General features: G+C 66.6%; 20 protein-coding genes. 10 read left to right on the plus strand and 10 right to left on the minus strand.

The window, feature by feature from the left end; genetic code table 11:
• Positions 1-186 precede the first annotated feature (186 nt).
• Complete coding sequence (locus F3J20_RS06520) at positions 187-1,152, plus strand: DUF1853 family protein (RefSeq protein WP_167282718.1); 966 nt, start codon at positions 187-189, stop codon at positions 1,150-1,152.
• Between the two features lie 123 nt (positions 1,153-1,275).
• Here the strand turns inward: F3J20_RS06520 and thiD are convergent, their stop codons facing one another.
• Together thiD and lplT are read right to left on the minus strand one after the other, a co-directional pair.
• Positions 1,276-2,082, minus strand: a complete 807-nt coding sequence (gene thiD / locus F3J20_RS06525; RefSeq protein WP_167045173.1) for a bifunctional hydroxymethylpyrimidine kinase/phosphomethylpyrimidine kinase — start codon at positions 2,080-2,082, stop codon at positions 1,276-1,278.
• 116 nt (positions 2,083-2,198) lie between these two features.
• Complete coding sequence (gene lplT, locus F3J20_RS06530; RefSeq protein WP_167045176.1) at positions 2,199-3,506, minus strand: lysophospholipid transporter LplT; 1,308 nt, start codon at positions 3,504-3,506, stop codon at positions 2,199-2,201.
• 218 nt (positions 3,507-3,724) lie between these two features.
• On the opposite strand from lplT, the gene alr reads away from it, so the two are divergent.
• The 3 genes from alr (at position 3,725) to F3J20_RS06545 (ending at position 6,608) form a co-directional block, all read left to right on the plus strand.
• Positions 3,725-4,795, plus strand: coding sequence for an alanine racemase (gene alr / locus F3J20_RS06535; protein WP_167282593.1), 1,071 nt, complete (start codon positions 3,725-3,727; stop codon positions 4,793-4,795).
• 3 nt (positions 4,796-4,798) lie between these two features.
• A complete protein-coding gene (gene radA, locus F3J20_RS06540; protein WP_167282595.1) occupies positions 4,799-6,175 on the plus strand; it encodes a DNA repair protein RadA in 1,377 nt (458 codons plus the stop codon).
• 154 nt (positions 6,176-6,329) lie between these two features.
• Positions 6,330-6,608 (plus strand): DUF2866 domain-containing protein, encoded by a 279-nt coding sequence (locus F3J20_RS06545; protein WP_167045185.1) that lies wholly within the window; start codon positions 6,330-6,332, stop codon positions 6,606-6,608.
• A gap of 189 nt (positions 6,609-6,797) precedes the next feature.
• Here F3J20_RS06545 and F3J20_RS06550 read toward each other — a convergent pair whose 3' ends face one another.
• Entirely contained in the window at positions 6,798-7,859 is a 1,062-nt protein-coding gene (locus F3J20_RS06550) for a CaiB/BaiF CoA-transferase family protein (RefSeq protein ID WP_167282720.1), read from the minus strand.
• A gap of 102 nt (positions 7,860-7,961) precedes the next feature.
• Positions 7,962-9,920 (minus strand): ATP-binding cassette domain-containing protein, encoded by a 1,959-nt coding sequence (locus F3J20_RS06555; protein ID WP_167282597.1) that lies wholly within the window; start codon positions 9,918-9,920, stop codon positions 7,962-7,964.
• Positions 9,921-10,200: 280 nt separating this feature from the next.
• Here F3J20_RS06555 and F3J20_RS06560 point away from each other — a divergent pair, with 280 nt between their 5' ends.
• Positions 10,201-10,680 carry a glutathione peroxidase gene (locus tag F3J20_RS06560; protein ID WP_167045191.1) on the plus strand — a complete coding sequence of 160 codons (480 nt, stop codon included), beginning with the start codon at positions 10,201-10,203 and terminating at the stop codon, positions 10,678-10,680.
• Between the two features lie 110 nt (positions 10,681-10,790).
• Here F3J20_RS06560 and cls read toward each other — a convergent pair whose 3' ends face one another.
• The 6 genes from cls to dapC all read right to left on the minus strand — a co-directional run bounded on the left by cls (position 10,791) and on the right by dapC (position 17,213).
• A complete protein-coding gene (cls, locus tag F3J20_RS06565) occupies positions 10,791-12,281 on the minus strand; it encodes a cardiolipin synthase (protein ID WP_167282599.1) in 1,491 nt (496 codons plus the stop codon).
• Positions 12,282-12,530: 249 nt separating this feature from the next.
• Positions 12,531-13,415: a 50S ribosomal protein L3 N(5)-glutamine methyltransferase gene (prmB, locus tag F3J20_RS06570; RefSeq protein WP_167045197.1), complete on the minus strand. Its 885-nt coding sequence runs from the start codon at positions 13,413-13,415 to the stop codon at positions 12,531-12,533.
• Between the two features lie 13 nt (positions 13,416-13,428).
• Positions 13,429-14,568 carry a succinyl-diaminopimelate desuccinylase gene (dapE, locus tag F3J20_RS06575; RefSeq protein WP_167045200.1) on the minus strand — a complete coding sequence of 380 codons (1,140 nt, stop codon included), beginning with the start codon at positions 14,566-14,568 and terminating at the stop codon, positions 13,429-13,431.
• 174 nt (positions 14,569-14,742) lie between these two features.
• Entirely contained in the window at positions 14,743-15,108 is a 366-nt protein-coding gene (locus F3J20_RS06580) for an ArsC family reductase (protein ID WP_167282601.1), read from the minus strand.
• The gene (gene dapD, locus F3J20_RS06585) at positions 15,108-15,935 is read right to left on the minus strand and encodes a 2,3,4,5-tetrahydropyridine-2,6-dicarboxylate N-succinyltransferase (protein ID WP_167045225.1); all 828 of its coding nucleotides are present in this window, start codon (positions 15,933-15,935) and stop codon (positions 15,108-15,110) included. Before dapD ends, F3J20_RS06580 begins: the two co-directional genes overlap by 1 nt.
• A gap of 57 nt (positions 15,936-15,992) precedes the next feature.
• A complete protein-coding gene (gene dapC, locus F3J20_RS06590; protein WP_167282602.1) occupies positions 15,993-17,213 on the minus strand; it encodes a succinyldiaminopimelate transaminase in 1,221 nt (406 codons plus the stop codon).
• Positions 17,214-17,582: 369 nt separating this feature from the next.
• On the opposite strand from dapC, the gene F3J20_RS06595 reads away from it, so the two are divergent.
• The 5 genes from F3J20_RS06595 (at position 17,583) to def (ending at position 26,588) form a co-directional block, all read left to right on the plus strand.
• The gene (locus F3J20_RS06595; RefSeq protein WP_167282604.1) at positions 17,583-18,518 is read left to right on the plus strand and encodes a DMT family transporter; all 936 of its coding nucleotides are present in this window, start codon (positions 17,583-17,585) and stop codon (positions 18,516-18,518) included.
• A gap of 261 nt (positions 18,519-18,779) precedes the next feature.
• Positions 18,780-22,298, plus strand: a complete 3,519-nt coding sequence (gene smc, locus F3J20_RS06600; RefSeq protein WP_167282606.1) for a chromosome segregation protein SMC — start codon at positions 18,780-18,782, stop codon at positions 22,296-22,298.
• A gap of 113 nt (positions 22,299-22,411) precedes the next feature.
• Positions 22,412-23,716: a cell division protein ZipA C-terminal FtsZ-binding domain-containing protein gene (locus tag F3J20_RS06605; protein ID WP_167282608.1), complete on the plus strand. Its 1,305-nt coding sequence runs from the start codon at positions 22,412-22,414 to the stop codon at positions 23,714-23,716.
• A gap of 260 nt (positions 23,717-23,976) precedes the next feature.
• Positions 23,977-26,055 (plus strand): NAD-dependent DNA ligase LigA, encoded by a 2,079-nt coding sequence (gene ligA, locus F3J20_RS06610; protein WP_167282610.1) that lies wholly within the window; start codon positions 23,977-23,979, stop codon positions 26,053-26,055.
• On the plus strand, positions 26,055-26,588 hold the full coding sequence (gene def / locus F3J20_RS06615) for a peptide deformylase (protein ID WP_167282612.1): 534 nt from the start codon (positions 26,055-26,057) through the stop codon (positions 26,586-26,588). Before ligA ends, def begins: the two co-directional genes overlap by 1 nt.
• The last annotated feature ends 93 nt before the right edge of the window (positions 26,589-26,681 follow it).

Genomic DNA, 26,681 nt, shown 5'->3' on the forward strand with positions numbered 1-26,681 from the left:
GCCGCCGCGCCGATCTCTCGCGCCGGGCTGCTCGATACGCTGCTCGGGGTGTGGCCTGATGAGCGTCCCGATGTGAGCGTTGAAGAACCTGGCAAGGCGCACGCTCACACGCACGCGCAAGCGGTCGCGCCATCCGCGCCGCAATCCAGCGCGCCACTCCACTCGTCATCCGAGTCGTCACCCGACATAGCCGCCGCTCCCTCGCACAACGATCCGTTGCGCGACCCCGCCGTGCGCGATCTCGCGTGGTTGCTGCTGAGTCCCGATCTGTTGCGTCCGCAATTGCCGGTCGGCGTGCTGGCGAATCCCGTCGAAACGCCGCAGCAACGGCAGGCGACCGTCGCCTGGCTGCGCGCGCTCGATGCCGCGCCTGAGCCGCTCCATCGCGATCTCTCGGCGACGCGCATCACGCGCCTGGGCCGCTATGCCGAGCGGTTGCTTGGCTGGTTTCTGCAGCATGGGCCGGCCGCGCAACTCGTCGCCGCGGGCGTGCCGTTGCGGCGCGCAGGCGTCACGCTCGGCGAATGCGATTTTCTCGTGCAGACGCACGAAGGCGCGCGGCTGCATTGGGAACTGGCGGTGAAGTGCTACCTGCACGCGGGAGCCGCGCGCGAAGCGCAGGCGGGACGTCTCGCCGATTACGTCGGCCCCAATCTGAAAGACCGCTTCGACATCAAGCTCGCGCATCTGCTCAATCATCAGTTGCCGTTGAGCGCGCGCGAGGAGTTCGTGCTGGCCGGTTATGCGGGGCCGTGGACGCCGCAGATGTTCGTCAAAGGCTGGCTGTTTTACCGGCATGGCGAGACACCGCTCGATCCGCTCGAGCTCGATCCCGCGCATGGGCGGGGCTGGTGGGTCACGCGCGGCGACTGGCTCGGGTTCGCGGCGGCGCATGCGCGGATCTGGCGGGTCTTGCCGCGACTGGAATGGCTTGCGCCGCGACGCGTAGCGGCTCTGGAAGAGCAGGGCGACGACGAACGCGCGTCATACGTCGATGCGCCTACGCTCGCCGTACAGACTTCGCATCAACACAGCCCGGTGATGGTCGCCGCGTTCGTCGAAGACGGGGCCGGCCATCTGTTCGAACGCTCGCGCGGCTTTATCGTGCCCGACGACTGGCCCGAGCAGGCGCGGCATTACGCCATGCAATAGCCGCAACGCAGTCGTGCGGCAGTAGTGCGGCATTCGCGGCGTGCGATCGCGATCGAGTTTGCGACGCATCGCGAACACAGGCGCATACGCACGCATCTGCGCACACGCGCAACGATAAATCCCTCACCACCAGCGGTGAAAATGATGCACCGGCCCCACGCCGTGACCGACTTCGAGACGGTCGCTCGCCTGCAACGCGCCGGTCAGATAAACCTTCGCATCGGCCACCGCGCTTGCGAGATCGCCACGCTGCGGAATCAGCGCCGCAATCGCCGACGACAGCGTGCAGCCCGTCCCATGCGTATTCTTCACCGGCACGCGTGGCCCGCCGAGACGCAAGGCGCCGCTGGCCTGCACGAGCCAGTCGGGGCTGTCCGCCGCGCTCAGGTGGCCGCCCTTCATCAGCACCGCACGCGCGCCGAGCGCGCGCAGCGCTTCGCCCTGGCCGGTCATGCCGGCTTCGTCGGTGGCGGGCTGCATGCCGAGCAATGCGGCCGCTTCCGGCAGATTCGGCGTCAGCAGATCGGCGAGCGGCAGCAGTTCGTCGCGCACGACCGCGACCGCATCGGGCAGTAGCAAAGCGTGATGGCTCTTCGAGATCATCACCGTGTCGAGCACGATGTGCTTCGGCTTGTGACGGCGCAACGCATCGGCGACCGCGCGCGCGATCGGCGCGTTCGCGAGCATGCCGATCTTCACCGCGTCGATGCGGATGTCGTCGAACACCGCGTCGAGCTGCGCACTGACGAAGCCCGGGTCCGGTGCATGAATCGCGCTCACGCCGCGCGTGTTCTGCGCGGTCAATGCGGTGATGACGCTCGCGCCATAGGCGCCGAGCGCGGAGAAAGCCTTCAGATCGGCCTGGATGCCGGCGCCGCCGCCGGAGTCGGAACCGGCGATCGTCAGCACATTGGGAATCGGTTGAGTCATGGTCAGGCGAGGAAGAAGGCGCGCGCGCGGGGAGCGCATGCGCATCGTCGAAACAGCCGGCTCGCGGAACGAAACACGCGGCCGGCCCGGGGGGCCAGCGCCTGTTCAGCGCTGGCTCAGTGTTTAGCTTCGCCGATCAGCGCGACCGAATCGAACGCGCGCTGGTTTGCCTGGTGGCGCCGCATCACGAGCCACATCATCAGGCAGACGAAGGTGCCGAACAGCACGATCACGGCCGCGACCGGCACGTCGAGCCACACGAGCACCGCGTACAGGCACAGCATCACGAGCACCGAGAGATTCTCGTTGAAGTTCTGCACGGCGATCGAGTGTCCCGCCGACAGCAGCACGTGCCCGCGATGCTGCAGCAGCGCGTTCATCGGCACGACGAAGAAGCCCGACAGACCGCCGACGAGCATCAGGAAGAGATACGCGACGATCAGATAGCCGGGCATGTGCATGCGGCCGAAATAGATGCCCCAATGCGAGGGGAACAGATCGCGCGTATAAAACGCCATCAGCATCACGGCGATCCCCATCATGATGCCGACCGGCAGCACCGAGAGCGACTTCTTCAGCGGCACGCGCGAGGCCGCGAAGATCGCGCCGCCCGCGACGCCGACCGCCACCACCGCCTGCAGGATCGCCGCTTCGGACAGCGACATGCCGAGCGACACCTCGGCCCACTTCAGCACGATGAATTGCAGCGTCGCGCCGGCACCCCAGAACAGCGTCGTGACCGCGAGCGAAATCTGTCCGAGCTTGTCGCGCCACAGCACGAGAAAGCAGTCGGCGAAATCGGTGATGAGGCGGATCGGCCCGTGTTCCTGCTTCGGATAGCGCGCGCCGGTATCGGGAATGCGCAGATTGAAGAGCGCCGCGATGACGTAGATGCCCATGATGACGAGCATCGCGGCTTCCGAGGGCGTGTTCACGGTGGGAATGCGCAGGTGCAGGATGGGCGCGGCGATATGCGGACTGATCAGCGCGCCGCCGAGCACGGTGCCGAGAATGATCGAGCCGACCGTGGTGCCCTCGATCCATCCGTTCGCGGCGACGAGCCGGTCAGGCGGCAGCAGTTCGGTGAGGATGCCGTATTTGGCGGGCGAGTAGGCCGCCGCGCCGAAGCCGACGATGCCGTAGGCGATGAGCGGATGCGCGCCCATCAGCATCGTGATGCAGCCGAGAACCTTGATGGTGTTGGTGACGAACATCACGCGCCCTTTCGGACGGGAGTCGGCGAAGGCGCCGACGAAGGCGGCAAGAACGACGTACGACAGCACAAAGAACAGCTTGAGCAGCGGCGTCATCCAGTTCGGAGCGTGAAGATCTTTCAGCAGTGCGATAGCGGCGATCAGAAGCGCATTGTCGGCCAGCGACGAAAAAAACTGCGCGGCCATGATGGTGTAAAAACCTTTTTTCATCTGATGCGATGCTGTCCTCGCTGCGGTCTGTCCGCCCCGGCCGTTTGCAGTGCGTCCGGGCTTATGCCGATCGAAATGGGTTGTGCGCACGGCTTTATATCACGAAAATAGCTGGATTCGGACTAGCAGAATCCTTGATCGCACCGCCCAGCGGGCCGCCGAGCGCCGAAAACGCCAGGTAAGCCGCTGATTCGCAAGTGTCTTTACGAAAAAATCCCATGCCGCGCCCCCTCTCAGCCACGATACATACCGCCGCTCTCGCCAATAATCTCGCCGTCGCCCGGCGTTATGCGTCGAAGTCCAAAATCTGGGCCGTCGTCAAGGCAAACGCGTACGGACATGGCCTCGCGCGCGTGTTTCCGGGCTTGCGCGCAACGGACGGCTTTGGGTTGCTGGACCTCGAAGAAGCGGTGAAGTTGCGTGAATTGGGCTGGGCGGGCCCCATTCTTTTGCTCGAAGGCTTTTTCCGACCGACCGATATCGACGTGATCGACCGCTACAGCCTGACCACCGCGCTGCATTCGGACGAGCAGTTGCGCATGCTCGAAATGGCGCGCCTGTCCAAACCGGTCAACATCCAGTTGAAGATGAACACCGGCATGAACCGGCTCGGCTACACGGTCGAGAAATTCCGTGCCGCATGGGAGCGCGCGCGCGCCTGCCAGGGCGTCGGCCAGATCACGCTGATGACCCATTTCTCCGACGCCGACGCCGAGCGCGGCATCGCGCATCAGATGGAAGCGTTCGAGCGCGGCGCGCAAGGCATTGCCGGCGCGCGCAGCCTCGCGAATTCGGCGGCCACGCTCTGGCATCCGGAAGCGCATTTCGACTGGGTGCGCCCCGGCATCATCCTGTACGGCGCGTCGCCCTCGGGCGTGACGGCCGCGATCGAGAGCACCGGCCTGCAGCCCGCGATGACGCTCGCCTCGGAACTGATCGCCGTGCAGACGCTGAGCGCGGGCAATTCGGTCGGCTACGGTTCGACGTTTACCGCGCGCGGCGCCATGCGTATCGGCGTGGTCGCGTGCGGTTACGCGGACGGCTATCCGCGCGTCGCGCCGGAAGGCACGCCGGTGATCGTCGACGGCGTGCGCACGCGGATCGTCGGGCGCGTCTCGATGGACATGCTGACGGTCGACCTCACGCCGGTGCCGACCGCCAACATCGGCTCGCGCGTCGAGCTATGGGGCACCGCCTTGCCGATCGACGACGTCGCGCAGGCCTGCGGCACGATCGGCTACGAGCTCATGTGCGCGGTCGCGCAGCGTGTGCCGGTCCGTGCGGAGTAACGCGTGGCGAAAGCAAAGACGTTGTACATCTGTAGCGAGTGCGGCGGGCAATCGCCGAAGTGGTCGGGCCAATGCCCGTCGTGTCAGGCGTGGAACACGCTCGTCGAATCGGTGGCCGAGGGGCCGGCCACGCATCGTTTCCAGTCGCTCGCGAAGAGCACGCCGGTGCGCCGTCTCGCGGACATCGAAGCATCCGACGTGCCGCGCTTCACGACCGGCGTCAGCGAATTCGACCGCGTGCTCGGCGGCGGTCTCGTGCCGGGCGGCGTGGTGCTGATCGGCGGCGATCCGGGCATCGGCAAATCGACGCTGCTGCTGCAAGCGCTCGCGGAAATCGCCGCGCACAAACGCGCACTGTATATCAGCGGCGAAGAGTCCGGCGCGCAGATCGCGTTGCGCGCGCAACGGCTCTCGCTGCTCGAACCGGGTTCGACCGCGAGCGAGCTGCAACTGCTCGCGGAAATCCAGCTCGAAAAGATTCAGGCGACGATCGCCGAGCAGCGTCCCGACGTCGCCGTGATCGACTCGATCCAGACCGTCTATTCGGATGCCTTGACATCGGCACCGGGCTCGGTCGCGCAGGTGCGCGAATGCGCGGCGCAACTGACGCGCATCGCCAAGCAGTCGGGCACGACGATCATCATGGTCGGCCACGTGACCAAGGAAGGCGCGCTCGCGGGCCCGCGCGTGCTCGAACATATCGTCGATACGGTGCTGTACTTCGAGGGCGACACGCACTCGTCGTATCGCCTCGTGCGCGCGATCAAGAACCGCTTCGGCGCGGTCAACGAACTCGGCGTGTTCGCGATGACCGAGCGCGGCTTGCGCGGCGTCGCGAATCCGTCGGCGTTGTTCCTGTCGCAGCACGAGCAGTCGGTGCCGGGCTCGTGCGTGCTGGTCACGCAGGAAGGCACGCGGCCGCTGCTGGTCGAGGTGCAGGCGCTCGTCGATGCGGCTAACGCGCCGAATCCGCGGCGTCTCGCGGTCGGCCTCGAACAGAACCGGCTTGCGATGCTGCTCGCGGTGCTGCACCGGCATGCGGGCATCGCCTGTTTCGATCAGGACGTGTTCCTCAACGCGGTGGGCGGCGTGAAGATCACCGAGCCCGCCGCCGACCTCGCGGTGCTGCTCGCGATCCATTCGTCGATGCGCAACAAGCCGCTGCCGAAGGGGCTCGTCGTGTTCGGCGAAGTGGGCCTCGCCGGTGAGATCCGGCCGTCGCCGCGCGGCCAGGAGCGTCTGAAGGAAGCGGCCAAGCTCGGTTTCTCGGTCGCGGTGATACCGAAGGCCAACGCGCCGAAACAGCCGATCGAAGGCTTACAGGTCGTTGCGGTCGAACGGATCGAACAGGCCATCGATCGGGTCCGCACGCTCGAATAAACAGGGACTTGCGGCGCGCGGGCGCCGTGGGTGCGCCTTGCATGCCGTAATGCACGGTAAATATCTCGTTCCTGGCTGTAACCTGGCCGCCACGCCTTTTTTCTAAGCTGTAAGGGTCTATGTCTCTTCTGATGCCCGAAAAAAGGATCGCGCTTTGAAACAGTCACATGAAACCGCAGCAGAGCGTTCTATCCAGGTGCGTGGTTGCCGGGTCTCCGCACCGATTCACCAGCCTTGGGGCGGCGCCTGCCGGATCGTCGAATGGATCGACACGGCGGGGCAGATATCGCGGCGGGTGGTGGCCGAGGACGTGACGCCCGCCGAGGTGCGCGCCACGATCAGCCGCCATGTGGAAGGCCGCAAGCATCTGCTGTACGACGACGAGAAGTCGCCGCGTCAGACGCTGCCGAGACAGACGGTGGTGCGGCGTTGAGCGTGGGGTCTGCACGCCTCTTTTGCACGTTTGTATTTCAAGCTTGTTTTCCGCGCCTTGCCTGATGCGTTTGTTCTCGTCATGCGACGGCCGCCGAGGTCCATCGTATTGCGGTATTGCGGTATTGCGCGAGGCCGCGCATTTGATTCTCGTGGAATCCGTCGCGCAGCCGCCGTGGCGGCATCCTCGCTAACCCGCGAAGTTTTCCTCATCGCTACCGTTCAGGCCATCGCCGGCCGCCGCATACGCCTGCGGATCGAACAGCGGATGCCGCGCGGCCTCGGCCGCCGTCAACACCGGCGACACGCAGCAGTCGAGCGCTTCGAGCGACTGCATCCATTCCGCTAGCGTGCGCGTGCCGATCACGGCGCCCAGTTCCTCTGTGAGCGCAAGCGCATCCGGACCGCCGATCGCCTGACCCAGACTCCAGTGACGCGTCGCCCATTCGGGCCGGTCGAGCGCCATGCACAGCGTTTCCCAGAACTTCAGTTCGAGCGCGCCGACCGCGAGCCAGCGGCCATCGCGTGTGCGATACAGGTTGTAGCAGGGCACGCCGCCGTTGAGCAGGCCGGCGCCGGCGGCGGGCGCCGCGCCCTCGTTGGCGAGCGAGACTTGCGCGATGACGTTGTGCGCATACGAAGCGTGCGTCATCGAGACATCGACGAAGCGGCCTTCGCCGCCGCGCGCCACCTGCCAGAGCGCGGCGAGAATCTGCGTGACGGCGGCGAGTGCGCCGCCGAGCAGGTCGGCGATCTGGAAGTTGGGCAGGATCGGCGTGCCGTCGCGCGCGGCGAGCTGATCGAGCACGCCCGCATAGCTGATGTAATTCAGATCGTGGCCGGCGTGCTGCGCGAACGGACCGCTCGCGCCATAGCCGCTGATCGCGCAATAGACGAGCCGCGGATTCGCCGCGCGCAGCGTCTCGTAGCCGAGGCCGAGACGCTCCATCACGCCGGGCCGGAAGCTCTCGATCAGCACGTCCGCGTCGGCCGCGAGGGCGCGCAGCACATGGCGCCCCGCCTCCGATTTGAGGTCGAGGCGCGTTTCGCGCTTGCCGCGATTGACCATCCGGTAGAACGCGCCGGGCCGTCCCGCGACGCGGTCAGCCGACGATTGCAGCATCGTGCGGGTCGGGTCGCCCGCGCCGGGCGCTTCGATTTTCAGCACGTCGGCGCCGAGTTCGGCGAGCCGCAGCGCGGCCACCGGGCCGGGCAGCAGACGCGTGAGGTCGAGCACGCGCAGTCCTTGCAGCGCCGGGGCCGCCGCCGATGTGGACGATAAGGTGGACGATGAGGTTGCGAATGACAAGGCCAGGCTCCCATCGATGCCGGCGCGGCCCGGCGCTGCGTGCCGCTAGCCGATCTGTTCGAGTTCCTCGTGCGTCTCGAGCCATTCGGCTTCGAGCGTGTCGAGGCGCGCATTCACATCTGCCTGCCGGCGGATCGCGTCCGTCAGCTTGCTCTTCTGCTCGGGCTCGTAACTCGCGGGATCGGCGACGAAGGCGTCGAGCGTCGTTTTCTCCGCGTTGAGCGCGTCCATTTCCTTTTCGATCTTCGCGATACGGCTTTGCAGCGGCTTTTTCAGATGCGCCAGCTTCTGCCGCGTTTCCGCTTCGAGACGGCGCTGTTCCTTGCGATTGACGTTGCCGTCGGCATTGCCTGCCGCGCCGTTGGACGCCGCCTCGGCCGCGCCCGAGGCATTCGCCTTCAGCGCCGCGCGCTGCTCGGCCGCATGCTGCAAGAGCCAGTCGCGATAGTCGTCGAGATCGCCGTCGAACTCCTGCAGACGGTGCTTCGCGACCAGCATGAACTGGTCGGTCGTCGCGCGCAGCAGATGGCGGTCGTGCGAGACCAGAATCAGCGTGCCTTCGAATTGCGCGAGCGCCATCGTCAGCGCGTGGCGCGTTTCGAGGTCGAGGTGGTTGGTCGGCTCGTCGAGCAGCAGCAGGTTCGGCTTCTGCCAGATGATCAGCGCGAGCGCGAGGCGCGCTTTTTCGCCGCCAGAGAACGGCGCGATCTTCGCGGTCGCCATGTCGCCGGAAAAATTGAAGCTGCCGAGGAAGTCGCGCAGTTCCTGCTCGCGCGTATCGGGCGCGAGGCGCGCGAGATGCTGCAACGGCGTGTCGTCGGGGCGCAGCGTTTCGAGCTGATGCTGCGCGAAGTAGCCGATGCGCAAGCCCTTGCCTTCGCGCACGTGGCCGGAGAGCGATTCGAGCGTGCCCGCGAGCGTCTTGATGAGCGTCGACTTGCCCTGGCCGTTCGCACCGAGCAGACCGATGCGCTGACCGTTCTGGATCGACAGCATGACGCGCTCGACGATCGGAATCTCGCTGCCGTCTTCGGCGCGATAGCCGCAGCGCACGTCTTCCATGACCATCATCGGATTCGGCGCGGAGTCGGGCGTGCGGAATTCGAACGTGAACGGCGAGGCGACGTGCGCGGGCGCGATCAGCTCCATCTTCTCCAGCGCTTTCACGCGGCTTTGCGCCTGGCGCGCCTTGGTGGCCTGCGCCTTGAAGCGGTTGATATAGCTCTGCAGATGCGCGACCGTGCGCTGCTGCTTCTCATACGCGCTCTGTTGCAGCGCGATCTGCTGCGCGCGCAGCACTTCGAATTGCGAGTAGTTGCCGCCATAGCGCTTGATCTGCTGGTTTTCCAGATGCAGCGTGACGTTGCAGACCGAATCGAGAAACTCGCGGTCGTGCGAGATCACGATCAGCGTGCCGGCATAGCGGTTGAGCCAGTCTTCGAGCCAGACGATCGCGTCGAGGTCGAGGTGGTTGGTCGGTTCGTCGAGCAGCAGCAGGTCGGAGCGGCACATCAGCGCCTGCGCGAGATTGAGCCGCATGCGCCAGCCGCCCGAGAAGCTGCTGACCGGCTCGCGCGTCTGGTCGAGCGTGAAGCCGAGGCCGAGCAGCAGCGCTTCGGCGCGTGCCGGCGCGGTGTAGCCGTCGGCGTCGGCGAACGCCGCGTGCGCTTCGGCTTCGGCCGCGCCGTCGTGGGCCGCCGAGGCGGCGGCGATGCGCGCTTCGATGTCGCGCAGCGCGGCGTCGCCGTCGAGCGCGTAGGCGAGCGCGGTTTTGTCGACGGCGGGCGTTTCCTGCGCGACGTGCGCGATGCGCCAGGTCGGCGGGATCGAGAAATCGCCGCCGTCCGCGTGCAGCTCGCCGAGCAGCACGGCGAACAGCGTCGATTTGCCCGCGCCGTTCGCGCCGACGAGCCCGGCTTTTTCACCGGGGTTCAGCGTGAACGTGGTGTTGTCGAAAAGCGGCTTGGTGCCGCGCGCGAGGCTGAACTGATTGAAGCGGATCACGACGTGGCCGGCTGAAGAAAACCGCTATTTTAGACTGCCCCGCGTGGCACCGGGCGCATGGCCGCGACGATTCGCGGCGGCGGGGCTTGCCAATGGGGCTCGCCTCGTGCCGCGGTGTGCCGCCGGGCGGCGGCCGCGTATCGCTGTGCGTTGCCGCGTATTGCCGCGCCGCCTCGCGCGGTTCGTCTCGTGTCATGCGCGGCGCAGCCGGCATCGGCCATCCGGCCGACTGTATTCGCGTGTCTTTTGGCATAGACTGACGGCTTTCACGGGAGAGCACATGACATCGATCTATTCGTTTTCGGCGCGCACGCTCGGCGGTGAGGAAGCGAGTCTCGCGACGTATGAGGGTAAGGTTCTGCTGATCGTCAACACCGCGAGCGAGTGCGGCTTCACGCCGCAATACGCGGGCCTGCAGAAGCTCTACGACACCTACGCGGCACGCGGGCTCGCGGTGCTCGGCTTCCCCTGCAACCAGTTCGGCAAGCAGGAGCCGGGCGATGCCGCGCAGATCGGCAGCTTCTGCGAGAAGAACTACAGCGTGACGTTCCCGATGTTCGACAAGATCGAGGTGAACGGCGCCAACGCGCATCCGCTGTTCCGCTATCTGACCGGCGAAGCGCCCGGGCTGCTTGGCCTCGAGGCGATCAAGTGGAATTTCACGAAGTTTCTGATCGGCCGCGACGGCAACGTCGTGAAGCGCTATGCGCCGCTAACCAAGCCCGAGACGATGACCGAGGATATCGAAGCGCTGCTGTGAGCGTGCCGTCGCGCGCTGAGGGTTTGATTTGCGGTTTGATTCGCGGCTCGATTGGCTACTTGATTCGCTGCTCGATTCGCGCGGCTTGAGCGTCGCTGGGTACGAGAGGGCTACAGGATCGGCGAAAAGAGTCGCGCCACGTGCATCAGCATGCGCCGCAGCGGGCCGGCCTGACGGTACTCGCTGCGATCGATTTCGCGCGACTCGGCGAAGTCGTCGAGCAGCATCGTTTCGACTTCGAGCGCGAAGCCGCGGTCCACGGTCAGCACCATGATTTCGAAGTTGAGGCGAAACGAGCGGTTGTCGAGATTGGCGCTGCCGATCGCGGCGGCCGCGCTGTCGATCAGCACGACCTTCTGATGCAGGAAGCCGGGCTGATAGCGGAAGATGCGGATGCCCGCGCGTAGCGAGTCGTACGCGTAGAGTTTCGAGGCGGCGAACACGACGAGATGATCGCGCCGGCTCGGAATCAGGATGCGCACGTCGACGCCGCGCAGCACCGCGAGCCGCAGTGCGGAGAACACCGCTTCGTCGGGCACGAGATAGGGCGTCGTGATCCAGATCCGCTCGCGCGCCGCGTTGATCGCCTCGACGAAAAAGAGCGAACAGGTTTCCTGCTTGTCGGCGGGGCCGCTCGGCATCACGAGGCAGTGCATGCCGCTCGCGGCGGAGTCGGCGCCAGGGGCCGGCGGGTCCGGCGCGTCGCTTGACACGGCGGCGGGCACGCCGGCCGGCACGTCGAAATCGGGCAGTTGCTGCGTGGCCCAGTACCAGTCTTCGATAAAGACGAACTGGATGCTCGCGACCGCCGGGCCGCGCACCTCGATGTGCGTATCGCGCCACGGCGAGAGCGGCGGTTTCGCGCCGAGGTATTCGACGCCGACGTTATGACCGCCGACAAACGCGCGCTCGCCGTCCACTGACACGATCTTGCGGTGATTGCGGAAGTTCAGTTGCAGCCGGTTGACGAAGCGCCGGTTCGTCGCGAACGGATGCACCTCGACGCCGGCCGCGCGCAGCGCCGCGATGTAGCGATGCGGCAGATCGAAGCTGCCGATGCTGTCGTACAGGAAATAGACGCGCACGCCTTGTTGCGCCTTCGCGATCAGCGCGTCCTTGAGCATGTCGCCGAGCGCGTCGTCGCGCACGATGAAGAATTGCACGATCACGTAGCGGCGCGCGTTTTCGATCGCCGTGAAGATCGCCTCGAAGGTCGCCGTGCCGTTGACGAGCGTGCGTACGCTGTTGCCCGGCAGAAACGGCATGCCGCCCAGACGCGTGAGCGACTGCACGAGCCGCGCGCCGAGTTGCTGCGTCGGCACGCCCGCCGACGACGACTGCGAGTCCCATATCCGTGGATGCGCGCGCGTACGCAGCAGTTCGTTCTCGACGCGGCGCGCGTCCGCGTAGCCGGCGAACTTGCTGCGGCCGAGAAACAGGTAGGGGATGAGCGTCAGATACGGCATCGCGACCAGCGACACGGCCCACGCAATCGCGCCTTGCGAGGTGCGCGTGTGGAGAATCGCATGGCAGGCCGCGATGATGCCGAGAATATGGGCAAGGGCAACCAGCGGGCCGACGTGAAGCAGGTCGAATTGCATAAGCTCGCGAATAGTGGGCGAAGCGCGGCGTTTCAGGGCGCGGGAGTGGGTAGCGAGCCCGCTCCGTGATATGCCGCGAATAGGCCGGGCAACGCTTTCAGGCCGGCGTGCCGCGCCATGCGGCGCACCGTGGCGGCAAACCGTTGCCAGCTTGCCTGAAAACCCCGCATGAAACCAGGCTCCAAACTCGGCTTGAAACCAGGCTCGGGGCGAGGCTCCGAGCGATGCCAAGCCGACATCATGTCAGGCTCAGACCGGCAAGTCGCAGGCCTGGATCAGGAACACGTTGTCGTCGCCGGCGCTGGTCGGCAGCCATACGAGATCGAGCCCGCCGAATGCCGCCTCGACGTGCTCGCGCTCATTGCCGATCTCGACCACGAGCACGCCGTCGTCGGTCAGCCAGTGGCGTGCCTCGGCGATGATCCGGCGCACGATGTCCATGCCGTCCGCGCCGCCCGCGAGCGCCATTTCTGGCTCGTGCCTGTACTCGGCGGGCAGCGCCTGCATCGAGGTGGCGTTCACGTACGGCGGGTTGCTGATGATCACATCGTAGCGGCGCTCGGCGAGCGGCGCGTACAGATCGCCTTCGAACAGCGCGATGCGCTCGTCGAGGTGGTAGTCCGCCACATTGCGCCTCGCGACTTCGAGCGCGGGCGCGGACAGGTCGACCGCATCGACATCGGCGTTCGGAAACGCGTGCGCGGCGAGAATCGCGAGGCAGCCGGAGCCGGTGCACAGTTCGAGCACCGCGCCGACCTGCTCGGGGTCTTCCACGTACGGTTGCAGGCCGTCCTGCAGCAGCTCGCCGATGAACGAGCGCGGCACGATCACGCGCTCGTCGACGTGGAAGCGATAGCCGTGCATCCACGCTTCCTGCGTGATGTAGGCGGCCGGCACGCGTTCGGCGGCGCGCCGCTCGATCACCTTGAGCAGCGCGTCGATTTCGGCCGTGGTCAGACGTGCATCGAGGAACGGATCGAGCAGATCGAGCGGCAGATGCAGCGTGTGCAGCACCAGATAAGCGGCTTCGTCGTAGGCATTGGCCGAGCCGTGGCCGAACGACAGTTTGGCCTCGTTAAAGCGCGACACCGCGTAGCGCAGCAGGTCGCGAACGGTGGAAAACGGCAGCGTCATCGTAGGTCCCTCGTTACGCGATCAGTTGTTCGAGCACGCGGCGATACACGTTCTTCAGCGGCTCGATATGGGCGAGTTCGATATGTTCGTCGATCTTGTGGATGCTCGCGTTGAGCGGCCCGAACTCGATCACCTGCTTGCAGATGCGTGCGATGAAGCGGCCGTCCGAGGTGCCGCCGGTGGTCGACAACTCGGGGTCCACGCCGGTTTCGTCCTTGATCGCCTGCGCGAGCGCGTTCGACAGATCGCCGCGCGGCGTGAGGAACGGCAGGCCGCTCACGGTCCAGTGCAGATCGTAGTCGAGGTCGTGTTTGTCGAGAATCGCATGCACGCGTTGTTGCAGTCCCTCGACGGTGCTGGCGGTCGAGAAGCGGAAGTTGAACATCACGTCCGCATGGCCGGGAATCACGTTGGTCGCACCGGCGCCGCTGTGGACGTTCGAGACCTGCCAGGTGGTCGGCGGGAAGTATTCGTTGCCCTCGTCCCAGTGCTCGGCGACGAGTTCGGCAAGCGCGGGCGCGAGCAGATGCACGGGGTTTTTCGCCAGATGCGGATAGGCGATATGACCTTGCACGCCCTTGACGACGAGCTTGCCCGACATCGAGCCGCGTCGGCCGTTCTTGACCGTGTCGCCGAAACGCACGCTCGACGTCGGCTCGCCGACGATGCAGTAGTCCATGCGCTCGCCGCGTTCCTGCAGCGCTTCGACCACCTTGACGGTGCCGTCGGTGGCGGGGCCTTCCTCGTCGCTTGTGATGAGGAAGGCGATCGAGCCGCGGTGTGCAGGATGCGCCGCGACGAATTCCTCGCTCGCGACCACGAAGCCCGCGATCGACGCTTTCATGTCCGCCGCGCCGCGGCCGTACAGCTTGCCGTCGCGCTGGGTCGGCTCGAACGGCGCCGAGTGCCACTGTTCGAGCGGGCCGGTCGGCACGACGTCGGTGTGGCCGGCGAACGCGAGCAGCTTGCCCCCGCTGCCGTCGACGCCGCGCTTGACGGCCCACAGGTTGGTCACGCCGTTGGATTCGATCGTCTCGTGCTCGAAGCCGAGCGCGGCGAGGCGCTCGATCAGAAGACGCTGGCAATGCTGGTCGTCGGGCGTGACGGAAGCGCGGGCGATCAGTTGTTCGGTAAGGGCGAGGGTGCCGGACATGGATTCAGTGCAAACCACTTTGAAATGAAAAAATGCCGGCTGGCGGTGTTTCACCGCAGCCGGCAACAGCCTTGGAACGACGCGGCGCGCGGCCGCGCGTTCGACTATCGGGTGCCCGGTTGTGCCTGGACATGGCGCGTGAGCCTCGGGCAGCCGAGGCAAGCGCCAGCACATTCAGGCAAACAGCGCCGCGTAGTCGTCCGCCGAAAAGCCGAGCGATTTCACGCGCCCGTTGACGACGAGCACGGGCCGCTTGATGACCGACGGCTTGTGGATCATCAAGGCAATGGCGCCCGGCTGCGTTTCCGCAGCCGCCTTCATGTCGTCGGACAGGCCGCGCCACGTCGTGCCGCGGCGGTTCAGCAGCGCGTCGAGCTTGACGTCCTTCAACCAGTCCTGCACGAGCGGCTCGGTGACGCCGGCCTTCTTGAAGTCGTGAAACTCGAACTCGACGCCGTGCTCTTCGAGCCACACGCGCGCTTTCTTCACGGTGTCGCAGTTCGGAATGCCGTAGACGACGGTTTTGTTGCCGCGCGCCATCAGTCGCCTCGCAGCAACTCGTTCAGGCCGACCTTGGCGCGCGTCCTGGCGTCGACCTTCTTGACGATGACCGCGCAGTACAGGCTGTGCGTGCCGTCCTTCGACGGCAGGTTGCCCGCCACCACGACCGAGCCCGCCGGAATGCGGCCGTACGTGACTTCGCCGGTTTCGCGGTCGTAAATCTTGGTCGACTGGCCGAGGTACACGCCCATCGAGATCACCGAGTTTTCCTCGACGATCACGCCTTCGACGACTTCCGAGCGCGCGCCGATAAAGCAGTTGTCTTCGATGATGACCGGGTTCGCCTGCAGCGGCTCGAGCACGCCGCCGATGCCGACGCCGCCCGACAGGTGCACGTTCTTGCCGATCTGCGCGCACGAGCCGACGGTGGCCCACGTGTCGACCATCGTGCCTTCGTCGACGTAGGCGCCGATGTTGGTGTACGACGGCATCAGCACGACGTTCTTCGCGATGAACGAGCCGCGGCGCGCGATCGCGGGCGGCACCACGCGAAAGCCGGCGGCCGCGAAGTCTTCAGCGGTGTAGTTCGCGAACTTCGAGGGCACCTTGTCGTAGAACTGCGAGTAGCCGCCGGCCGGCATCGGCGCGTTGTCTTCGAGGCGGAACGACAGCAGCACGGCCTTCTTCAGCCACTGGTTGACGACCCAGTCGCCGTCCTTCTTTTCGGCGACGCGCAGCGCGCCTTTATCGAGTTGCTCGATCGCGTGGGCGACGGCTTCGCGCACTTCAGTGGGCGCGGCTTTCGGCGACAGCTCGGCGCGGTTGTCCCAGGCGGTGTCGATGATCTGCTGAAGTTGTTGCGACATAGGCGTGATTTTCTGAAGGGTTGAAGTCTGAAGAAGGGGATGCGGCTCAGGCTGCACTCAGTGGCCGCCGAGCGACCGGCAAAATTCGACGATCCGCTGCGCGCCTTCGGTGCATTCGTCGACATCGGCAACGAGCGCGAGGCGCACGAAATTGCGGCCGGGGTTCACGCCGTGCGCGGTGCGCGCAAGGAACGAGCCCGGCAGGACCGTCACATTATAGTCGGCGTAGAGGCGCCGGGCGAACTCGGTGTCCGAGAGGCCGGTGCGCTCGACGTTGGCCCACAGGTAGAACGCGGCGTCGGGCAGGTGCACGTCGAGCGCCTCGGCGAGCATCGGCGTAACCGTGGTGAACTTCTGCAGGTATTTCGCGCGGTTCTCGCGCACGTGCGTCTCGTCGTTCCAGGCGGCGACGCTCGCGCTCTGGAACACGGTCGAGAGCGCCGCGCCGTGGTACGTGCGATACAGCAGGAAGGCCTTGAGAATCTGCGCGTCGCCGGCGACGAAGCCCGAGCGCATGCCCGGCACGTTCGAGCGCTTCGACAGGCTCGACAGCATGATGAGGCGCTCGAAGCCGCGGCCGAGCTGGTGGGCCGCTTCGAGGCCGCCGAGCGGCGGTTTTGCTTCGTCGAAATAGATTTCCGAGTAGCACTCGTCCGAGGCGATCACGAAGCCGTAGCGGTCCGACAGCGCGAACAGCTCGCGCCAGTCGTCGAGCGTGAGCACGGCGCCGGTCGGATTGCCGGGCGAGCAGACGTAGAGCAGTTGCGTGCGGGCCCAGACCTCGGCGGGCACCGTCGAGTAGTCGCAGGCGAAGTTGCGCGCCGGGTCGCTGTTGACGAAGTACGGCTGCGCGCCGCCGAGCAGCGCCGCGCCTTCGTAGATTTGATAGAACGGGTTCGGACAGAGTACGATCGCAGGCTCTCCGCTGGCATCGCGGCGCGGATTCAGCACCGTCTGCGCGAGCGCGAACAGCGCCTCGCGCGAGCCCGACACCGGCAGCACTTCGGTGGCCGGATCGAGCGGCGGCAGGTGATAGCGCCGCGCGACCCATTGCGCGATCGACTCGCGCAGCGGCGCCGAGCCGAGCGTGGCCGGATAGGCGGCGAGGCCGCCGAGCGAATTCACGACGGCCTCGCGGATCAGCGCGGGCGTCGGATGTTTCGGTTCGCCGATGCCGAAGCTGATGTGCGCGAGGCCGGCCGGCGGCGTGACGTCCTTGAAAAGCGCGCGCAGCTTTTCGAACGGATAGGTCTGAAGGGAGTCGAGTAGCGGATTCACGAGCGGGTCGGGCCTGGGCGAAGATGAACGCGGACGGATGGAAAGCCGGGCACGCGCGCCGGAAGACGGGCAGCGCATGAAAAAACGTGTTTCATGCACCCGGCGAGCAGGCCGCGATGGACAGCGACGGCGAAGCGCCGATTATAGCGTGGCATGTCGGCGGCGCGGCGGCCGGCGGGCAAAGCGGGGCGCTCACGGGCGCGGACGGTTTGCGCCGCAACAGGAACGTCGCGAACCCCTTACGGTTCGCGCAACAGAACACGCAGGAACAGCCATGTACTCAGCAATCGCAGCAATGCACGCAGCCATTCACGAGGCCGCCGGACGAAACCGGCGCGCCGCCAGCCGAATCACCCGGAGCCCCGCCGTATGAGCAACTGGCTTCGCAACGGCTGGCCGACCCTCGCGATCATGCTGGGCGCGTCGGTATGGGGCATGGTCTGGTATCCGCTGCGCATGCTGGCCGCGCTCGGCGTGACCGGCAGCGCCGCGAGCGCGCTCACGAGCGGCGCCGGCTGCCTGTTCGTGTTGCTCGTGCGGCGCCGCGCGCTGAAAACGGTGCGCTGGCACTGGCTGCTGCCCGCGCTCGCACTTGCCGCGGGCATCACGAATCTCGGCTTCGTCTGGGGCGCGATCCACGGCCAGGTGATGCGCGTGCTGCTGCTGTTTTATCTGACGCCCGCGTGGACCGCGCTGTTCGCGCACTTCATCCTGCATGAGCGGCTCACGTGGCCGGGCGCGGCGCTCGCCGCGCTGTCGCTCGCCGGGGCGATGGCGATGCTGTGGTCGCCGCGGCTCGGCATTCCGCTGCCCGGCAATCCTGCCGAATGGGCGGGTCTCGCGGGCGGCATGGGCTTCGCGATGAGCAACGTGCTGATCCTGAAGACGAGCCGCGTGCTGCCGGACATGAAGCCCGAAATGCGCACCGCGACGATCTTCGGCGGCGCGGCGCTGCTCGGTGCCTGCGCCGCGCTGTTCGAGCCGATGCCGGCGCCGCCCGCCGGCGCCCATCTTGGCACCGTGGCGTTACTGGTGCTCGGGCTCGGTCTGCTGCTCGCCTCGAACAATATGCTCGTGCAATACGGGCTCGCGCGCGTGCCGGCCAATCGCGCGTCGATCATCATGCTGTTCGAACTCGTCGTGACGGCGCTTTCGGCGTGGCTCTTCGCGGGCGAGGTGCCGGGCCCGCGCGAATGGGCCGGCGGCGCCTGCATCGTGCTGGCCTCGGTGCTTTCCAGTTGGGTGCATCGCCCGAAGACGGCGCCGCCCGATCCGGCCATCGCGGACATGAGCGCGCCCGGCTAGCGCAACGGCCATCACGATTGCGACGGCCGTGCCGGCTAGCGCGGGGGCGGTAGAAGGCGGTAAGAATCGTCCACGTGCGATGGTATGATTCCCCCTCATTAGCCGGCGCGCGCTCGAACCTGAGTACTCGAGCACATGCAGCCGGCACCCGTATCGCGAAGGCATCGCGAGGATGCACGGCCTGTTCCGCCCCGGCGGCGAACGCTCCGTGCCGCGCCGCGAGCCACCTATCACTTCTCCTTTTCAAACAGCGAAATCGCCGTGCGTCTGACCTCGATCAAACTCGCTGGCTTCAAATCCTTCGTCGATCCCACGCATTTCCAGGTTCCGGGCCAGTTAGTTGGCGTGGTCGGGCCGAACGGGTGCGGCAAATCCAACATCATCGACGCCGTGCGCTGGGTGCTCGGCGAATCGCGTGCCTCCGAGTTGCGCGGCGAGTCGATGCAGGACGTGATCTTCAACGGCTCGACTGCCCGCAAGCCCGGCAGCCGCGCGAGCGTCGAACTCGTGTTCGACAATGCGGACGGCCGCGCCGCCGGCCAGTGGGGCCAGTATGCCGAGATCGCCGTGAAGCGCGTGCTGACGCGCGACGGCACCTCGAGCTACTACATCAACAATCTGCCGGCGCGCCGCCGCGACATCCAGGACATCTTCCTCGGCACGGGCCTCGGGCCGCGCGCCTACGCGATCATCGGCCAGGGCATGATCGCGCGGCTGATCGAGGCGAAGCCCGAAGAGCTGCGCGTGTTCCTCGAAGAAGCCGCGGGCGTCTCGAAGTACAAGGAACGCCGCCGCGAGACCGAGAACCGTCTGCACGACACGCGCGAGAATCTGACGCGCGTCGAGGACATCGTCCGCGAACTCGGCTCGAACCTCGAAAAGCTCGAGGCGCAGGCGGTCGTCGCGACGCGTTATCGCGAGCTGCAAAGCGACGGTGAGGAAAAGCAGCGTCTGCTGTGGCTGCTGCGCAAGAACGAGGCGGCCGGCGAGCAGCAGCGCCAGCAGCGCGCGATCGAACAGGCGCAGATCGACCTCGAAGCGCAAACCGCGAAGCTGCGCGAAGTCGAGGCGGAACTCGAAACGCTGCGCGTCGCGCACTATTCGGCGAGCGATGCGATGCAGGGCGCGCAAGGCGCGCTCTACGAAGCCAACGCCGAGGTGAGCCGGCTCGAAGCGGAGCTCCGCTTCATCGTCGAATCGCGCAACCGCGTGCAGGCGCAGATCGCCGCGCTGACCGCGCAGCGCGAGCAGTGGCAGGCGCAGGCCGGCAAGGCGCAGGACGATATCGCCGACGCCGAGGAGCAACTGGCCGTCGCCGAAGAAAAAGCCGCGCTCGCCGAAGAGGACGCCGCCGCGAAGCACGACGCGCTGCCCGCGCTCGAAGTGCGCTGGCGCGATGCGCAGGCCGAACTGAACACCGAGCGCGGCGGCATCGCGCAAACCGAGCAGGCGCTCAAGCTCGAAGCCGCGCATCAGCGCAATGCCGATCAGCAGTTGCAGCAGTTACAGCAGCGTCACGAGCGGCTCAAATCGGAAGCGGGCGGTCTCGGCGCGCCCGACGAAGCGCAGCTCGAAGAGTTGCGCATGCAGCTCGCCGAGCACGAGGAAATTCTGCACGACGCGCAAGGCCGTCTCGCCGAGGCGCAGGAAACACTGCCGCGTCTGGATGCCGAGCGCCGCGCCGCGCAGGAGCGCGTGCAGGCCGAAAGCGCGCAGATTCATCAGCTCGACGCGCGTCTCGCCGCGCTCAGGCAATTGCAGGAGAACGTGCAGACCGAGGGCAAGATCCAGCCGTGGCTCGACAGGCACGAACTGGGCGGCCTGCCGCGTCTGTGGAAGAAGCTGCACGTCGAAGCGGGTTGGGAAGCCGCGCTCGAAGCGGTGCTGCGCGAGCGTCTGGCCGCGCTCGAAGTGTCGAACCTCGACTGGGTCAAGGCGTTCGCCACCGACGCACCGCCCGCCAAGCTCGCTTTCTACGCGCCGCCGGCGGCCAGCCATGCGGCCGCCGCGCCGGCCGCGCTGCGGCCGTTGCTGGCGCTCGTGCGGATCGACGATGCGGGCATCCGCGCGGTGCTCAACGACTGGCTCGGCCTCACGTTCGTCGCCGACGACCTGCAACAGGCGCTTGCGATGCGCTCGCAACTGCCGGAAGGCGGCGCGTTCGTCGTCAAGGCGGGGCATGTGGTTACGCGCGTCGGCGTGCAGTTGTATGCGGCCGATTCCGAACAGGCCGGCATGCTCGCGCGTCAGCAGGAAATCGAAAACCTCGGCCGCCAGGTGCGCGCGCAGGCGCTGCTCGCCGACGAGGCAAAGGCCGCCGCGATCCGCGCCGAAGCCGCGCATACGCAGGCCGCGCAGGCGCTGAGCGACGCGCGCCAGCAGGCCGAGCGCGCGACGCAGCGTGTCCACGCGTTGCAGATGGACGTGCTCAAGCTCACCCAGGCGCACGAGCGCTACACGCAGCGCAGCACGCAGATTCGCGAGGAACTCGAAGAGATCGCCGCGCAGATCGACGAGCAGCGCGCGCTGCGCGCGGAATCGGAAGCGAATTTCGAGCGTCACGACGGCGAACTCGCCGAGTTGCAGGCGCGCTTCGAGGATCATCAGCTTGCGTTCGAAGCACTCGACGAAACGCTCACGAGCGCGCGCGGCGACGTGCGTGATCTCGACCGCGCCGCCACCGACGCGCGCTTTGCCGCGCGCAACATGGCGAACCGCATCGACGAACTGAAGCGCAGCATCCAGGTCGCGCACGAGCAGAGCGAGCGCGTCGCGGGCTCGCTCGAAGACGCGCGCGCCGAACTCGAAACGATCAACGAGCAGACCGCGCATACCGGCCTGCAGGATGCGCTCGACATCCGCACCGCGAAGGAAGAGGCGCTGCGCGCCGCGCGCATCGAACTCGACGACCTCACCTCGAAGCTGCGCGCGGCCGACGAAACGCGCCTGAGCACCGAGCGTGCGCTGCAGCCGCTGCGCGACCGCATCAACGAATTGCAACTGAAGGAGCAGGCTGCGCGGATCAACGGCGAGCAGTTCGTCGAGCAACTGGTCGCGGCCGGCGTCGACGAAGCCGAGTTGCAGACGAGGCTCACGCCGGACATGAAGCCGTCGTACCTGCAGGGCGAAGTCACGCGCATCAACAACGCGATCGTCGCGCTCGGGCCCGTCAACATGGCCGCGCTCGACGAACTGAAGGCCGCGACCGAGCGCAAGAGCTTCCTCGATTCGCAGTCGGCCGACCTGACGAGCGCGATCGAAACGCTCGAAGACGCGATCCGCAAGATCGACGCCGAAACGCGCACGCTTCTGCAAAGCACCTTCGACGAAGTGAACCGTCATTTCGGCGAACTGTTCCCGCGTCTGTTCGGCGGCGGTCAGGCCAAGCTCATCATGACCGGCGACGAAATTCTCGATGCCGGCGTGCAGGTGATGGCGCAGCCGCCGGGCAAGAAGAATTCGACGATTCACCTGCTGTCGGGCGGCGAGAAAGCGCTGACCGCGACCGCGCTCGTGTTCGCGATGTTCCAGCTGAATCCGGCGCCGTTCTGTCTGCTCGACGAAGTGGACGCGCCGCTCGACGACGCCAACACCGAGCGTTTCGCGAACCTCGTGCGCGCGATGTCGGACAAGACCCAGTTCCTGTTCATCTCGCACAACAAGATCGCGATGGAAATGGCGCAGCAACTGATCGGCGTGACGATGCAGGAGCAGGGCGTGTCGCGGATCGTCGCGGTCGACATGGAAACGGCGGCCGGTTTCGCCCAGAATATCGTTTAAGTTAAAGCCTGCGCGGGCGTCCGCGTTCAGCGCAGCGGCTTGCAGTGCAAGCCGCGCGGAACGGGCAGCGGACGCAGGGCCGCGCGGATAGAAGAATTGCTGATGGAGCATGCATGGACGAGTTGACACTCGGTTTGATCGGCGCGGGTGCCGTGGTGGTCGGGGGCGTGGTCGTATACAACGCGTGGCAGGGCGCGAAGGTGCGCCGCAAGATGCCGCGGCCCATGCCGGCCGAGACCGCCGAGAGTCTCGCGCGGGACGAGCATGAGGAGCAGAGCCCGTTCATCGAGCCGGCGCGCCCGGCCACGCGGCGCGAACCGACTGTGAATACGGAGGCGGCGGCCGATCCGGCTGCCGCGCGCGTCGAGCCGACGTTCGGCGTGAGCGCCGCGCCGCTCGATACGCCGGCCGATATCCAGGCCGAGACGACCTCGCCGAACGGTTATCCGGCCGCCGAGGGCGAGACCGAAGGCGAGCACGCCGCGGCCCAGGGGCAGGACGGCGAGCGAGCCGCCGAGGCGCCCGCGGCCCAGCCCGCGCCCGCCGCGCAGGAGCGCGTCGAGCCGGTCCTGCCGGCCGCCACGACGATTTCGTCGGCGCCGCCTGCGATCGTCGATCGGCGCATCGACTGCATCGTGCCGATCCGTCTGAACGGCCCGGTGGCCGGCGACAAGGTGATTCCGCTCGCGCAGCGTCTGCGCCGCGCCGGCAGCAAGCCCGTGCATATCGAGGGCAAGCCCGAAGGTGGCGCCTGGGAGCTGCTGCAAAACGGCACGCGCTACGAGGAACTGCGCGCGGCCGCGCAACTGGCGAACCGCAGCGGCGCGTTGAACGAACTCGAGTTTTCCGAATTCGTGACCGGCGTGCAGCAGTTCGCCGACGCGCTCGACGCGTCGCCCGAATTCCCCGACATGCTCGAAACCGTGGCGATGGCGCGCGAGCTCGACGGCTTTGCCGCGCAGTGCGACGCGCAACTGTCGATCAACGTGCTGTCCGACGGCGCGCCGTGGTCGGCCAACTACGTGCAGGCGGTTGCCTCGCAAGACGGCCTGCTGCTCTCGCGCGACGGCACGCGCTTCGTCAAACTTGATTCGCGGCAAAGCCCGGTGTTCATGCTGCAATTCGGCGACACCAACTTCCTGCGCGACGACCTCACGTACAAGGGCGGCGAGATGATTACGCTCGTGCTCGACGTGCCGGTTGCCGACGAAGACATCCTGCCGTTCCGGCTCATGTGCGATTACGCGAAGTCGCTCGCCGAGCGCATCGGCGGGCGCGTGGTCGACGATGGCCGCCGGCCCTTGCCGGAGAGCGCGCTGCTCGCCATCGAAAAGCAGCTGATGACGCTCTACGCGAAGCTCGAACAGGCCGGCATTCCGGCGGGTTCGCCGGCCACGCGGCGGCTGTTCAGCCAGTAAGCCGGCGCGCCATCCGCGTTGGGGCGAGACGGCCGCACGATGTGCGGCCGTTGTCGTTTGCGGCTTGGGCAGCGTGCGGCGATGCGTTGCGCCGGTGCGTGCGGGTGCGTGGCAGGTGCGCGGGTCTTTACGGCACCCGCAAAGCGCCCGAAGCAGCCATTCGAAGTACCCCTTCGACGCACCCATTCGGCCGATGTAAAGGGGCACGCTTCCTGCGATAATCCAAGGTCTGAATTTCACGTTGAGAAGCCTCCGACAGCATGGCCCGAACTCCCGTCCCCCCTTCTGCAACCAGCGCTCCGGCGGAGCGGGCCGCGTGGCTGCGCGCGGAACTCGAACGCGCGAATTACGCGTACTACGTGCTCGATCAGCCGGACCTGCCCGATGCCGAGTACGACAAGCTGTTCAAGGAACTGGAGGGCATCGAGGCCGAACATCCGGAGCTGATTGTGCCGGATTCGCCAACGCAGCGCGTCGGCGGCGAAGCGGCGAGCGGCTTCGAGCAGGTCGTGCACGATCAGCCGATGCTGTCGCTGAACAACGGTTTCACCGATGAAGACATCGTCGCGTTCGACAAGCGCGTCAGCGACGCGCTCGGCAAGAACGCGAGCGAGCCGCCGGTGCCGGTGGCGCATGTACTCGTCGAATACGCGGCCGAACTGAAGTTCGACGGTCTCGCGATCTCGCTGCGCTATGTCGACGGCGTGTTCGTGCAGGCCTCGACACGCGGCGACGGCACGACCGGCGAGAACGTCACAGGAAACGTCCGCACGATCCGCTCGATTCCGCTGAAGCTGAAGGGCAATCGCGTGCCGCGCGTGCTCGACGTGCGCGGCGAGGTGCTGATGTTCAAGCGCGATTTCGAGCGCCTGAACGAACGGCAGCGCGCGGCCGAACAGCGCGAATTCGCGAACCCGCGCAATGCGGCGGCGGGCAGCTTGCGCCAGCTCGATTCGAAGATCACCGCGCAGCGGCCGCTGTCGTTTTTCGCCTATGGCATTGGCGTGCTCGACGGCATCGAGATGCCGGCCACGCATAGCGAACTGCTCGACTGGTACAAGGAGATGGGCCTGCCGGTCAATAGCGAGCGCGCGGTCGTGCAGGGTGCCGAAGGACTGCTCGGCTTTTTCCACGCGGTCGGCGAGAAGCGCGACACGCTGCCGTACGACATCGACGGCGTGGTCTACAAGGTCAACCGGCGCGACGAACAGGACGCGCTCGGCTTCGTGTCGCGCGCGCCGCGCTTCGCGCTCGCGCACAAATTCCCCGCTCAGGAAGCGCTGACGAAGCTCGTCGCGATCGACGTGCAGGTGGGCCGCACCGGCGCGATCACGCCGGTCGCGCGGCTCGAACCGGTGTTCGTCGGCGGCGCGACGGTTACGAACGCTACGCTGCACAACGAAGACGAAGTGCGCCGCAAGGACATCCGCATCGGCGATACGGTGATCGTGCGGCGTGCCGGCGACGTGATTCCCGAAGTGGTCAGTGCGCTGCTCGACCGGCGCCCGGCCGATGCGAGCGAGTTCGTGATGCCGACGCAGTGCCCGGTGTGCGGCTCCGCCATCGAGCGGCTGCCCGACGAGGCGATTGCGCGCTGCACGGGCGGGCTTTTCTGTCCGGCGCAGCGCAAGCAGGCGCTCTGGCACTTCGCGCAGCGGCGCGCGCTCGATATCGACGGCCTAGGCGAGAAGATCATCGATCAGCTGGTCGAGCAGAATCTCGTGCGCACGCCGGCCGACCTGTTCAATCTCGGTTTCGCGACACTCGCGGAACTCGACCGCTTTGCCGACAAATCGGCGCAGAATCTGCTCGACTCGCTCGAAAAAGCCAAGCACACGACGCTCGCGCGTTTCATTTACGCGCTCGGCATCCGGCACGTCGGCGAATCGACCGCGAAGGATCTCGCGAAGCATTTCGGCTCGCTGACCCCGATCATGGACGCGCCGCTCGAAGAACTGCTCGAAGTCAACGACGTCGGGCCGGTGGTCGCGGAATCGCTGCGCCAGTTCTTCGCCGAGGAGCACAACCGCACGGTGATCGAGCAGTTGCGCGCGCCGGGCAAGGTCACGTGGCCCGAGGGGCCGCCCGCGCCGAAGGCGCCGCAGGGCGTGCTGGCCGGGCAGACCGTGGTGCTGACGGGCACGCTGCCGAATCTGTCGCGCGAGGATGCGAAGGACATGCTCGAAGCGGCCGGCGCCAAAGTAGCGGGGTCGGTATCGAAGAAAACCAATTACGTGGTGGCGGGCGCCGACGCGGGCAGCAAACTTGCGAAGGCCGAGGAACTCGGCATCCCCGTACTCGACGAAGATGGTATGCGCAAGCTCCTGGAGGGGCACTGATGATTCGCGAAATTCTCAAGATGGGCGATCCGCGTCTGTTGCAGATCGCCGAGCCGGTCGATCATTTCGACACGCCCGAGTTGCATGAGCTCGTGAAGGACATGTTTGAGACCATGCACGATGCCAATGGCGCGGGGCTTGCCGCGCCGCAGATCGGCGTCAACCTGCAGGTCGTGATTTTCGGCTTCGGCAAGAACGAACGCTATCCGGACGCGTCGCCGGTGCCGGAGACGGTGCTGATCAACCCGACCATCACGCCGGTCTCGCTCGACATGGAAGAGGGCTGGGAAGGCTGCCTGTCGGTGCCGGGGCTGCGCGGCGCGGTGAGCCGTTTGACGATGATCCGCTATCACGGCTTCGATCAGTTCGGCAAGCCGATCGAGCGCGTCGCCGAGGGTTTTCACGCGCGCGTCGTGCAGCACGAATGCGATCACCTGATCGGCAAGCTGTATCCGATGCGGATCACCGATTTCTCGAAGTTCGGTTTTACCGAGATCCTGTTCCCGGACCTCGATCCGAATAGCGACGATTGAGGCTGTATCGCGCGGCGCGGGCGGCGGTTGCCGACTGCGAATAAAGCGTCGCCGGAAACGAAAAACCCCACGCGAAAGGCGTGGGGTTTTCGT

Source organism: Paraburkholderia sp. Cy-641, from assembly GCF_011752945.1.
In the GTDB taxonomy this organism is placed as follows: domain Bacteria; phylum Pseudomonadota; class Gammaproteobacteria; order Burkholderiales; family Burkholderiaceae; genus Paraburkholderia.